Source organism: Streptomyces sp. NPDC060184, from assembly GCF_042728795.1.
GTDB lineage: Bacteria > Actinomycetota > Actinomycetes > Streptomycetales > Streptomycetaceae > Streptomyces.
Window position 1 is genome coordinate 124,239 of the sequence record NZ_JBHWYX010000006.1, and the last position, 13,130, is coordinate 137,368.

The 13,130-nt window shown below is 70.7% G+C and carries 5 protein-coding genes; 3 read left to right on the forward strand and 2 right to left on the reverse strand.

Annotated elements, in window-relative coordinates:
* Nucleotides 1–101 precede the first annotated feature (101 nt).
* Together lipB and ACFWEE_RS06455 are read right to left on the reverse strand one after the other, a co-directional pair.
* Nucleotides 102–761: a lipoyl(octanoyl) transferase LipB gene (lipB, locus tag ACFWEE_RS06450; RefSeq protein ID WP_386886909.1), complete on the reverse strand. Its 660-nt coding sequence runs from the start codon at nt 759–761 to the stop codon at nt 102–104.
* 213 nt (nt 762–974) lie between these two features.
* Nucleotides 975–2,486 (reverse strand): MFS transporter, encoded by a 1,512-nt coding sequence (locus ACFWEE_RS06455; protein ID WP_386886910.1) that lies wholly within the window; start codon nt 2,484–2,486, stop codon nt 975–977.
* A gap of 50 nt (nt 2,487–2,536) precedes the next feature.
* On the opposite strand from ACFWEE_RS06455, the gene ACFWEE_RS06460 reads away from it, so the two are divergent.
* The 3 genes from ACFWEE_RS06460 (at nt 2,537) to ACFWEE_RS06470 (ending at nt 13,097) form a co-directional block, all read left to right on the forward strand.
* The gene (locus ACFWEE_RS06460) at nt 2,537–3,031 is read left to right on the forward strand and encodes an RrF2 family transcriptional regulator (protein ID WP_386886911.1); all 495 of its coding nucleotides are present in this window, start codon (nt 2,537–2,539) and stop codon (nt 3,029–3,031) included.
* A gap of 1,207 nt (nt 3,032–4,238) precedes the next feature.
* On the forward strand, nt 4,239–6,062 hold the full coding sequence (locus ACFWEE_RS06465) for a LuxR C-terminal-related transcriptional regulator (RefSeq protein ID WP_386886913.1): 1,824 nt from the start codon (nt 4,239–4,241) through the stop codon (nt 6,060–6,062).
* Between the two features lie 693 nt (nt 6,063–6,755).
* Complete coding sequence (locus ACFWEE_RS06470; protein WP_386886915.1) at nt 6,756–13,097, forward strand: protein kinase; 6,342 nt, start codon at nt 6,756–6,758, stop codon at nt 13,095–13,097.
* Nucleotides 13,098–13,130 lie beyond the last annotated feature (33 nt).

Below are 13,130 nucleotides of genomic sequence, written 5' to 3' on the forward strand. Positions count from 1 at the left end.
ACGCCGACCGATCTGCTGACCCGGCAGCGAGCGCCGCCCCGATCCCACCGCCTACGTGTTCCCGCGCAACGGTTTCGTCCGCACCGAGCCTCGCTGCTTCCTCAGGATTCCGCCCAGGCTGACGCCAGTTCGCCTGTCACGGCCTCGGCCACGGCATCTCTCACCTGCGCTTCGGCCGGCATGGGAAGGCCGGACTCGACGGCAAGTTGAGCCAGGGAGGTCATCCGGGTGCCGGGCAGGGCGCAGGCGGTGAACGTCGTGTAGACGTCCAGGTCGGGGTGGATGTTCAGCGCGAATCCGTGGCTGGTGACACCCCCGCTGATGCGCATGCCGATGGAGCCGAGCTTGCGGTGGTCGGCCGTCCACACACCGACGAGGCTCTCCGCACCACGGGGCGTGTCGCGGCGTATCGCCTCGAATCCAAGTGATCCCACCGCACGGATCAGGGCGCGCTCGATGCGTCGAATCAGGCCGCGCGGTCCGAGCTCACGTACGTTCAGTACGAGGTAGCCGATGAGTTGGCCCGGTCCGTGGTAGGTGGCGTGACCACCTCGGTCGACCTCGACGAGGCTGATCGGCGACGTCGCCGGCGGGAGCTGGTCGGCGGGTGTTCGCGCGGTGTAAGTGATCACAGGAGGATGGGTCAGAAGGAACAGTCGGTTCCCGGCACGCTCCTGCTTCCGCTCGGCGACCCAGCGAACCATGTTCTTCTGCGCCACCTCGTAGGGCACTTCCCCCAAGTCGATCCGTTCGATGCTCATGGCTGTGCGACAACTCCTCTCGGCCGTACCGACGCTGTCTTCTCGTCCCATGGGGGAGCGCGGTCCCTCACTGCCCCGTACCTGACCCGGCCTTCGGCCAGGGCCTGTGCCGAAAGTGGCGCCGTCCTCCCGGAGGGCGTCTTCCCGGAGGGCGTCTTCCCGGAGGGCGGGTCAGGCGGGGTTTTCGGTCCACCAAGCACTGCGGGACATCCCTCAGCGGGAGGGCATGTCGTTCTGATTCCCCGCAGACATCTCACCTCCGGACGCCGTTGCCGCCTCCATCCTCGGGAGCACCGGGGTCTTCGCCCGGCTTGTCCGCAGGAGGACCACCGACGCCGCGGTCAGAGCGATGAAGGCAAGCGTGACGGTTGCCATCGCGGTATGCGCCTCACGAAGTGCGGGCCCCGCCACGGAGAAGAAGAACGTGCCGAACAAGGCCACGCCGACGGCACTTGCCGATTGCTGCACGGTGTTGAGGGCACCCGACGCCGCGCCTGCTTCCCGCGGGCCCACGTGTGAAAGGGCCGTGCCCATCAACGCGGGCAACAGAAGCCCGTTGCCGAGACCGACGAGGACGAGAGAGGGAATCAGATCCACCGCTTCCATGCGGTCCCCTGTCACGGCCAGCTGCGCGGCGAGGAATCCCAGACCCAGAATGATCAGCGCGCCTCCGGCTTGTGGAACCACTGCGCCATGGCGGGCCGTCAGCCGCCCGCTGAGCAGCGAGCCGATGCTGTAGAGCACCGCTTGCGGAAGGAAGGCGAGGGCCGCCGCGAGGGGACTCGCGTCGAGGCCTGCCTGCAGAAGCAGCGCCAAGGTGAACATGTACGCGCCGAAATACAGCTGGAAGAGGCCGACGGCGCCGACGAGCGTCGTGTACGGGCGGTTACGGAACAGGGATGGGTCCAGCACTGGTTCACCGCCCCGTGCCCGAAGCGTCTTCTGCCAGCGCAGCGTCAGCCAGACAGCAGGTGCGGACGCGGCCAGGCAGACCCATGTCCATACGGGCCATCCCTCGTCCCGGCCCAGGGACAGAGGTGCGAGGATCAGGGCAAGCGTCAGGGTGACCGCGGTGGCACCGACCGGGTCGAACCGGTGCTGCGCGCCCGCCATTCTCGGCAGGAGTCTGCCTGCGAGCACGCAGGCAGCGGCGCCCACGGGGACGTTCACCAGAAACACCATGCGCCAGCCGAGCCCCAGGATGTCCGCCTCCAGCAAGACGCCGCCGACCAGTTGTCCGGCGATCGCCCCCATGCCACTGACCGCGCCGTGCCAGGCTGTTGCCCGGCCTCGATGGGCGGCGGGGAAGCGCGCCGTGACCAGGGACAGCACCTGGGGCACCATCGCGGCAGCCGCGAGGCCCTGCGCGAGGCGGCCCAAGACAAGCAGGGCCGGAGACTGCGCGAGGCCGCACAACAAAGAGGCGAACGTGAAGAACGCCATGCCGGTCACGAAGATCCGCCGATAGCCGTACCGGTCACCGAGCCGACCGCCGGTCACCAGTCCTGCCGCGTAGGTGAACGCGTAGCCGGACACGACGAGCCCGAGTTCGGCATCGCTCGCTCCCAGATCCGCGCGCAGTGTCTCGGTGGCGACGTTGACGATGAAGAGGTCGAAGCTCGCCATGAAGGTGGCGGTCAGTGCTGCCGCAAGCATGCGCCAGTCACGAGGAGTCGGACGATCTGCGGGCCGAGGCGCCCCGTACTGGGCGTTCACGTTCGTCACAGGACATCGATATCATCGATACGTAATGTCCAGCAACTAGGATGGTCGGCATGAAGCTTTCGCAAGGTGTCGAGTGGGCGGTGCACTGCTGCCTCCTGCTCACACATGCAGAGGACGGTTCCGCCGTGCCCCGGACGACGTTGGCCGGGTACTACGGCCTCCCGGACGCCTACCTGGCCAAGCACCTCAAATCCCTTGTGCGCAGCGGCGTCCTGGCTGCCACCTCGGGGCCACGCGGGGGGTTCCGGCTCGCACGGACCCCGGACGGCATTACCGTGCTCGACATCGTGGAGGCGATCGAGGGCTCGGCTCCTCCGTTCGTCTGTACGGAAATCCGGCAGCGCGGCGCCTGCGCCCTGCCCGTCGAACGGTGCGAGAGGCCGTGCGGTGTCGCACAGGTCATGTATGACGCCGACCGCGCCTGGCGCGACTCCCTGCGCGGTGTCACCGTCGCCGGCCTCAGGGACGGACTTCCCGACACCCTGCGCGAGCGCGCCCGCACCTGGATCAAAGACCCTTCCGGCCCACTGCCCGCCTTCGTGTGAATGGTGCTCGCCCCGGCCGTGCGCGATCGACCGCGCTGGGGCCGCGTCGGGGCTGCGTCGAACGGGCCGCACGCGGCAGGAATCGACCACCGCCCGCGACCGGTCGAGCCGCCTCTCGGCCCGCGGTCTCGCCAACAGGATCAGGTGCGACTGGTCCCGGACACCGGCCTCGTTCCCGGCAGTCGCCCGGCACCGGCACGTCATGCCCGGATCGAAGCCCAGCTCCTGCGGCAGGCACTCCCACGGATCCCGGTATCCAGCACGAACACGATCCCGCACGACGCGCCCCTGGTGGTGTCGCTGAAGTCCTCCGCCATCCGCCTCGGCAACGGCCTCGGCACCGTGCTCGGCGGCATCGCACTGCCCCGGGATGCACGATCCCGCGGCGGAGTTGACACAGTGCGGCACCGGCGGTGGTCCCCGCACGGCGAGGAGCACAGAATCTTCGGCGAGGCTCCGCGCTCCGCCGCTACGAGAACTGCCGCTTTCCCCGGCAGAGCGGGGTGACAGCAGGGCAGGCCCGCCGTGGAGCACCTCCCGCCCCCACCCTGCCCTCGTACCCGGCGTACCTCGTTCTGCTCCAACCAAGGGAAAGAAGCATTGAACCCGAAACGCGTCGGCAAGGGCATCCGGCTCGGCACGGTCTTCGACCACGCCGCCGCCCGGCATCCCGCAGGCCCCGTCCACCTGGACCATGGGGACGTGGCGCCCGGGGCGTGTGCCGGGCGTCGCCGGACGGGCGGGACTTTCGACACACGCCCTGAGGATCCGGTGACCACGGCCGCGGGCGCCTTTCCCCGAATCCGTCTGAAGGTGCGCGGCATCGAGGTCGTCTCGGCCGGCGATGTACACGCCCGATACCGGAGGCGCTGGAACCGGCCCATGAGGACCGCGCACGGGGCACGTACGCGAAGCTCGTCCTGGAGCGACGGGCGGCCCCTGACCTGCCACGTGCTGGTAGGCGACACTCTCCCGCGCCCCGCCCGGTCCGTCCCGATCGGGGGAACTCCCCTTCTCGTCAGCCCAGTTGCCGTTCTCGTCCTGACCCGCGTGCCCGCTCCCCGTAGGCCCGGCACATCACGGGCCCCTCACGGCGGCATCGAGGGCGCCCGACACGGCAAACCGATCTTGTCCGGTTCCCTCACCTCAGCAGAATCTCGCTGCGTACACAGGAGCCGACCGATTCAAGGCAGGTGGACACCCTCACATGCTGGACCAGGCGCTACCGCAGGAAAGCCCCTCGGAGGCCGCCGAGGCGACCGACGTGGCCAACGCGCTGCGTGAACTCTCGGCGTCCGGACGGCAGTTCGTGCAGGCGGCTGCGCTCGTCGGCGACGTCTTCACGCTCCACGAGATCGCCCGCGTGCAGTCGGTGACGACCTTGTCGATGCTGCCGGCCCTGGAAGAGACCATCTCGGCCGGACTCGTCCGGTTCGCGGGCGACCGCCTGGCGTTCTGCTCCCCCGGTGCCCGCCGGGCCCTGCATGCCGGGATCCCGGCACCTGTCCGCAGGACACTGCTGCACGCCCTGCCCGGGCACCGTCCGGCGGGGCAGTCCTCGCCGGGAGAGCCCGGGTCGCCCGACGCCCTGGTGTCCGTCCTGTTCCTGTCCCAGGACTGCCCTGACCGGCCGCTCGCGCCGAACACCACGTCCGCGCTCGGCCGGGCGCTGACCGAGACGCTCGCGGCGGCCGATGACATCGGCACGGCGGCGACCGAAGCGGCCCTGATCGTCTCCCTGTTCGGCCAGGACGAAGCGGGGCTGCGGGACCGGGCGCGGGCGATCGTCATGACGGAGCGGCCGGGGGCGGCTTCGGTCGTCGCGGCGGTGGCCCTGTCGAACCTGGAGTGGGCGGCCGGCCAGGTCGACACCGCACTGCAGTGGGGCCGCGAGGCCCGGCACCGGGGCCAGGACGCGCTGCCCGCCGCCTGGCGCCCCTACCCCGCCCTCGCGCTGGCCGTGAAGCTGATCCAGCTCGGACACCTCACCGAGGGGGAGGCCGAGTTGGCCCACTCCCGGGACATCTCCGAACGGCTGCGGCTGCGGCGCGCGCGGGCGGAGACGTCGATCGCGCACGGCCGACTGCTCCTCGGCACGGGCCGGGCGGAGGCGGCGGAGGCCGAGCTGTGCGCGGGGGTCGGGCTCGCCCAACGCATTCAGGCTCATCTGCCCGCCGCACAGGGTCTGTCCCTGCTGTCGCTGCTCTCGCTGGCCGGCGGAAACCGGGGCGAGGCCGCCGACCAGGTGTGGCGGGCGCGCATGGAACTGGCCGACCAGCCCGGTGCGTCCCCCTCTCTCGGGCACACCTGGGCGGACTTCCTGGTGACGACGGCCGACATGGAGGCACGGGGCCGGGCGGACCTGCTCGTGAACCGGTTCCCCGAACTGCTCACGAAGCCCTCCCTGTTCCTCCGCGATCCCGCGGCGGCGGCACAGCTGGTGCGCCTGGCTCTCGCCGCGGACGAGCACTCGTTGGCCGCCGCGGTCACCCGGCGCGTGGAGCGGCTCGCCGAGCAGGACCCCGGCCAGCCCGCGCTCGCCGCGGCGGCAGGACACGCCTGGGGGCTGCTGCACCGGGACCGCGACGCGCTGGAGTACGCGGCCGTCGAGCACCGGGCGCCTTGGGCCGCCGCCGCGGCGAGCGAGGACCTGGGGATGCTGCTGCTCGAACGTGACGGCGCGGGCAGCGGCACGGCGCGGCGCCATCTGCGCGCCGCGGCGGACCGGTACCGCGCCACCGGCTGGCTCGCCGCCGCCGCCCGGCTCGAACCGCTCGTGCGCCAGGGACGGAAAAGCAGTCCTCCGCACGCCGGAACCGCACCTGCACGAGAACGCGTCCCGGCTCCGGCCGGCCCGGCACTGACAGCGGCCGAGCAGCGCATCGCGCGCCTGGTGGCCGAAGGGCTGACCAACAAGCAGGTCGCCACACGGGTCTCGCGCTCCCCGCACACCGTCAACTACCACCTGCGCCAGATCTTCCAGAAGCTGGGCGTCGCGTCCCGCGTGGAGCTGGCCCGGCTCGTGAACTGAGTTCCTGTCCCCGCACCGCACCCGGCCATCAGTTGCCCGGCCCGCCCTCCAGGTTCACCTCCTTTCACGACTGACCGGAATGAGGCTCACCACTCCTCAACTCCGCACCGCACCGCACCGCACCGCACCAGCGGCAACCGAACCCAACCCCGACCAAGCCGAGACGAGCACCGCCCACCAGGCCATCTGAACGCCGTTCACGCACGCATGGCACGGAGAGTCGGCGGCACGAACCCTGCGGAGTGGTCCTGGTCAGCCCAGGAAACTCAGACGAACCTGTCGGTTGTGATTCGAGACGTTCGTGTCCGCCAACCTCCGATAAGACAACCCGCAGCATAGTCAGGGGTCCGCAGCCCCAGTCCTGGTGGGCGGCTCTGTATCGCAGCACGCGGAAGCAGGTGGCGAGGTCGTTGCATGCATGCTGCTGTACCGACCCGAACGAGCCGCTGGGCAGGGCCGGCGGGCTGGCGCCTGCCGCGGACTGCTACCCGTTGCCCCCGCTCGCTTCTACAGGCCCGGCCACGAGCGCATCGAGGTCCTCGCGCCGCCTGCGGACACTGGGGGCGCATGCCGACCTGCCGTAGCCCGTTGACAGCGTCAACGCGCACATGCCACACTTGATAGCGAGTCAAAGGTGTACACTGCTGCAGGGTGTAACCACCTTGTACGCGACGGGTGAAACGGGGATGGGCAGTGGACCTGGTGACGGTCAACGGACGATTCCGGATCACGGGGATCGTAGGGCGCGGGAACATGGGCGAGGTACACCGCGCCGAGAACCTGCAGGCCGTCTCGGACTCCCCGCACCGGGAGGTCGCGGTCAAGACCGTGTTGCGCGGCCGAACCGGAGTCGCGATTGACGCATCGGGGTCCGGCAAGGAGATCGACCGCTTCCGCCGCGAAGTACGGATCATGCGCATGCTCTCCCAGGGCCACCCGAACCTCACCCGGCTGATCGACGGCGGCGTCGACGACCAGCCGGGTGGCAGCGGTCTGCCCTACCTGGCCATGGAGCTGCTCGACGGTCATCCGCTCGCGGACCTCATCGACGAGGAGCCCCAGCTCCCGGTCTCCTGGGTCGCCGCCATCGGGGCGCAGATCGCCGCCGGGCTCGCCGCCGCACACACGGCCGGGGTCGTGCACCGCGACCTGAAGCCCGCCAATGTGATGCTGACCCGCGACGGCACCGTCAAGATCCTCGACTTCGGCATGGGCTCGATCGTCGACGATCCGGACCAGACTCGGCTGACCAGCACCGGCGTCAGCGTCGGCACGGCCCGCTACATGGCACCCGAGCAGTTCCGGGCCGAGCGCGTCACCGCGCTCGCCGACCTCTACGCGCTCGGCTGCATCCTGTACGAGCTGCTGATCGGGCAGCCGCCGTTCTCCGCCCGGACCCCGTACGAGCTCTCCGAGCAGCACCAGCACGCGCGGCCGCCGCTTCTGACCCTGGTGCGCCCGGACCTGCCCGCCGAGCTGGTCCGCCTGGTGGACCGCCTGCTCGAGAAGGACGCCGAACTGCGGCCTGAGAACGCCGCCCTGCTCCGTGACGTGCTGGTCCCGCTCGCGTTCGCGCCGGACGACACGGCCGCTCTCCTTGCCCCGCACTGGCAGGTGATGGACCCGGTGGCCCGGCTGCGGGCCCTGCTCCCCGAGCGCACCCCGGCGGCGCCCGCTCCTGTGCCGCGCAGAGAGCCGCGCCTGCCCGAGACGATGGACGTCTTCGGCATCCACGCCGACCTGATCAGCGAGTACGAGAGCTTCACCAAGAGCGCGACGGTGATCCGGGACGCCCGGATCGCCGGCTTCGTCGAGGACGACATGGCGGCGAAGTCGCAGTGGCCTGACCCGTGGTTGTCGCTGAACCCGTTCTTCGCCGACGGAGGCAAAGTCACCGACCTCGTGCGGGACGGCATCCTGCAACCCAAGTGCGCCGAGATCTTCCAGGCGGGCAAGAAGGAAAGCTCACGGCGCCCGGACGGGCGCCCGCTGACCTTCCATCTCCACCAGCGGCAGGCGATCGAGGCCGCGCAGGCGGGCGATTCCTATGTGCTGACGACCGGTACGGGATCCGGCAAGTCTCTGTCGTACATCGTCCCGATCGTGAACCGCGTCCTGAAGGAGCGTCAGGCGGGCGGCACGGAGGGCCGGGTGCGCGCGATCGTGGTGTACCCGATGAACGCGCTGGCGAACTCGCAGCTGATGGAGCTGGAGAAGTACCTGCGCCACGGATTCGGGGCGGGGAAGGAGCCGGTCACCTTCGCCCGCTACACCGGCCAGGAGTCCGACGAGCAGCGCCGGGAACTGCGCAAGAACCCCCCGGACATCCTGCTGACTAACTACGTGATGCTGGAGCTCATGCTGACCCGGCCGGACGATCGGTCGAGCCTCATCCGCATGGCCGACGGGCTGCAGTTCCTCGTCTTCGACGAGTTGCACACCTACCGGGGCCGCCAGGGCGCGGACGTGGCGTTCCTGATCCGCCGGGTCCGCGAGGCCTGCCGGGCCTCGGCGACCCTTCAGTGCATCGGCACCTCGGCCACCATGTCCACCGAGGGAACCTGGGAGGATCAGCGGCGCGAGGTGGCCAAGGTCGCCGGCCGGTTGTTCGGCACGACGGTGCTGCCGAAGCGTGTCATCGGCGAGACCCTGATCCGGGCCACCGAGGAGCCGCCGGTGACGGTGCCCGCCGAACGGCTGCGGGTGCCGGCGGCGCCCCGTTCCTACGAGGCGCTCACGAAGGACTCGCTGGCGCGTTGGCTGGAGTCACGGTTCGGTCTGGAGCGCGAGGAGGGCACAGGGCGGTTCCGGCGCTGCGCCCCGGGGACCGTCGAGGACGCGGCGGCCGAGCTCGCCGCGGAGTCCGGCGTGGCCGAGGAGAGCGTCCGCGAGGCGATCCGCACCACGCTGGAGGCGGGTTCGCAGGCGAAGAACCCGATGACAGAGCGGCCGCTGTTCGCCTTCCGTCTGCACCAGTTCCTCTCGAAGGGCGACACGGTCTACACGACCCTCGAGGATCCGCTCAGCCGCCCGCTCACCCGCACCTACCAGCTGGAGCAGCCCGGCAGTGACGGCAAGCCGCTGTTCCCGCTGGCGTTCTGCCGTGAGTGCGGCCAGGAGTACCTGACGGTCTGGCGCACCGAGGAGAGCGGGGCGTTCCGGTACGAGCCGCGCCGGGACACCTCCGCCTCCGGGGGCCGGGACGGTGAGGGCTACCTGTACCTCGGCATGCCTGGGGAGGATTACGAGTGGCCGGCCGATCCGCAGACGGCCGTGGACGACCGGCGGTTGCCGGAGTCGTGGCTCGAGACGGACGCGCAGGGCGTGACCGTCGTCAAGAAGTCCTACCGCCCCCGGGTGCCCAAGCGGGTCGTCGTGGACGGGTTCGGGAACGAGTCGGGCGAGGGTCTGGTGGCCGCGTTCGTCCCGGCCCCGTTCCTCTTCTGCGTGCACTGCCAGGTCTCGTACGAGCAGACCCGCGGCAGAGACTTCGCCAAGCTGGCCACGCTGGACCAGGAGGGCCGGTCCTCGGCCACCTCGCTGATCTCCGCGTCGATCGTGAAGTCCCTGCGGGCGGTGCCGGAGGAGAGCCTCGGCAAGGAGGCGCGCAAACTCCTCACCTTCGTCGACAACCGGCAGGACGCCTCGCTCCAGGCCGGCCACTTCAATGATTTCGCCCAGGTCACCCAGTTGCGCGGTGCTCTCTACCAGGCCGCCGTGCGGGCGGGCGAGGAAGGCATGCACCACGACAAGCTCGCCGAGTCGGTGACCGAGGTGATGGGGTTGTCGCCGCGCGAGTACGCGGAGGGCAAGGCCCTGGCTCCCTCCATGGAGCGCCGTGCGACGAAGGCCTTCCGCGATGTCGTGGGCTACCGGCTCTACCGGGACCTGGAGCGCGGGTGGCGCATCACGATGCCGAACCTGGAGCAGACGGGCCTGCTGCGGATCGACTACGAGGACCTCGGCTGGATCGCCGCTCAGCCGGACCGCTGGCAGGCCGCGCACGCCGTCCTGCGCGAGGCCGACCCCGCGCTGCGCGAGGAGGTCGCCCGTACGCTCCTCGACTACATGCGGCGTGCCCTCGCCATCGACGTGCAGTACTTCCGCGACGACTTCGACACGCTGCTGCGGGCGAGCGAGGAGCGCCTCACCGGGCCGTGGGTCCTGAGCGAGAGCGACCGGCCCGCCGTCGGCACCGCCTACCCGTACGGTTCGAAGCCGGGTATGGAGCGCTCGGCGCTGTTCCTGTCGGCGCGCGGCAAGTTCGGCAAGTACCTTCGCCGGAACATCCCCGAGCTGCGTGCCCTGGCGCTGGACGACGTCCAGGTGGTCATCAAGGACCTGCTGAAGGTGCTGCTCGACGCGGAGCTGGTGCGCGAGGTGGAGGCGGCCCCCGAGCACGCGGGCCCCGCCTACCGCCGTCGGGCGGCCGAGAAGCGCACCGGCTACCGGGTGTCGGCCGCGGCCCTGATCTGGCGTGCCGGCAGCGGTGAGCGGGGAGCGATCGACCCGCTGGCGCGCACGTACAGCAGCGGGGAGGGCCCGCGCGTCAACCCGTTCTTCCGCGACCTGTACCGGACGGCGGCGGCCGAGCTGGCCGGCCTGTTCGCCCGGGAGCACACGGCGCAGGTCACCCCGGAGGACCGGCTGGAGCGGGAGGGCCGGTTCCGCACGGCGGAGCTGCCCCTGCTGTACTGCTCGCCGACGATGGAGCTGGGCGTCGACATCTCCTCGCTCAACGCCGTGCTGATGCGCAATGTGCCGCCGACCCCGGCGAACTACGCGCAGCGCTCGGGCCGGGCGGGCCGTTCCGGCCAGCCCGCCCTGGTGACCACGTACTGCGCGACGGGCAACAGCCACGACCAGTACTACTTCCGCCGCTCCCAGGACATGGTGGCCGGACAGGTGGCACCGCCGCGCCTGGACCTCGCCAACGAGGACCTGGTCCGGTCCCACATCCAGGGCATCTGGCTCGCGGAGACGGGGATGAAGCTGGGCGTCGCGATCCCGGACGTGGTCGACGTGGCCTACGACCCCGACGGCAGCGACCGCCCCGATCCGCAGATGCCGCTGCCGCTCCTCCCCCACATCCGCGACCTGTCCCTGGACGAGGGCGCACGCCGGCGTGCGGTCGCCGCCGCCCGTACCGTCCTCGCCCCGCTGATCGGGGACTTCGCGGACACCACCTGGTGGTACGACGAGTGGATCGAGGACCGGATCGAGCGTGCCCCGCAGCGGTTCGACGACTCCTTCGACCGGTGGCGCGAGCTGTTCCGAGCGGCCGTCGTCGACCAGTACGAGCAGAACAAGCGGGTCGTCGACCACACCCTCTCGCAGGGTGAGCAGGGCCGGGCGCGCACCCGCCGCCGCGAAGCGGAGACGCAGACGAACCTGCTGCTCAACCGCTCGTCGGACAGCAAGTCGGTGATGAGCGACTTCAACCCGTACCGTTACCTCGCGTCCGAGGGCTTCCTGCCCGGTTACAGCTTCCCGCGGCTTCCCCTGGCCGCGTACATCCCGCGCTCCGGCAACCGCCGCAACGCCGACGGCGACTATCTGCAGCGTCCCCGGTTCCTCGCGATCCGCGAGTTCGGCCCCGGCGCGCTCATCTACCACGAGGGTGCCCGCTACCAGGTCACCCGCGTGCAGCTGCCGCCGGACGCCTCGGGCGACCTGGCGACGGCTGAGGCGCGGCGCTGCGACGGCTGCGGCTACCACTACGCCGTCAAGCCCGGCGTGGACAGGTGCACGATGTGCCACGAGGAGCTGAGGAGCAAGCGCACCGGCCTGCTCCATCTCCACACCGTGTACACCACCCCGCGCGAGCGGATCTCCTCCGACGAGGAGGAGCGCCGCCGGGCCGGTTTCCGTCTGGAGACCTCGTACGCCTTCCAGAGCCACGGCGCCCGCAAGGGCCGCCTCACCTCACACGTCACGGACGCCGAAGGGGCGCCCGTCCTCGACCTGGACTACGGCGACTCGGCGACCGTCCGTATCACCAACCTCGGCCGCGTACGGGACAAGGAGGGCGAGCCGGACGGCTACTGGCTGGACCTGGGCGACGGCCGCTGGCTCAACGACCGGGCCGCTGCGGACGCCATCGAGGGCACCGGGATGCCGGTGGTCGACGAGGATGGTAACGAGAAGCGCCGCAAGAAGCGAGTCCTGCCCTATGTGGAGGACCGCCGCAACATCCTCGTCCTCACCCTGGACGAGCCGCAGCCGGAGCCAGTGGCCCTGTCGTTCCTGTACGCGCTCGAGCGGGGCATCGAGGCCGCGTTCGAGCTGGAGGACTCCGAGCTGACCGCGGAGCTGTTGCCCCCGGACGACGGCCCGCGCCGCCACATGCTGTTCACGGAGGCCGCCGAGGGCGGCGCCGGTGTGCTGCGCCGGATCCAGCACGACAAGGACGCCCTCGCCAGGGCTGCCCGCACCGCCCTGGAGATCTGCCACTTCGCCCCGGACACCGGCGAGGACCAGGGCGGGCCGACGGACGACGAGAAGTGTGCCCGCGGCTGCTACGCCTGCCTCCTGACCTACGCCAACCAGGCGCACCATCGCCAGCTGAGCCGACACGCCGCTCACCCGCTGCTGATGCGGCTGGCCGACGCCCGCACCGAGCGGGAGGACCGCGGCGAGTCCCGCAGCGAACGGTTCCGCAGGCTTGCTCCCGCAGTCAGCAGCGGGGACGCCGCCTCTGAGAGCGTCTCGCTGACCCCGGTGGAGGCGGATCTGGCTGCCCTCATCGCGCGAGGCGATCTGCTCGGCTGGCTGCGGGCGAAGGGCTACCGGCTGCCGGACGAGGTCAACACCCTCGTGCAGGAGGCGGGGGCGTGCCCCGATCTGGTGTTCCGCCTGGACGGTGCCAACCTCGCCGTTTTCGTCGACGTTCCCGGCCACCCGACAGATTCCACCCGCGACGTCGAGGCCGGGTACCGCCTGGAGGACGCAGGCTGGGACGTCCTGCGCTTCCCGACGGACGCGGACTGGGACGCCATCACGGACAACAACGCCGCCTACTTCCACCTCCGTTGATCGCCCCACTGGCTCCCGACCTTTAGGAACTGA

Bases quoted from the DNA above. Each gene is read 5' to 3' on its own strand.
- lipB (WP_386886909.1), bottom strand. From the start codon at position 761: ATGAGCATCGAACGGATCGACTTGGGGGAAGTGCCCTACGAGGTGGCG.
- ACFWEE_RS06460 (WP_386886911.1), top strand. From the start codon at position 2,537: ATGAAGCTTTCGCAAGGTGTCGAGTGGGCGGTGCACTGCTGCCTCCTG.
- ACFWEE_RS06465 (WP_386886913.1), top strand. From the start codon at position 4,239: ATGCTGGACCAGGCGCTACCGCAGGAAAGCCCCTCGGAGGCCGCCGAG.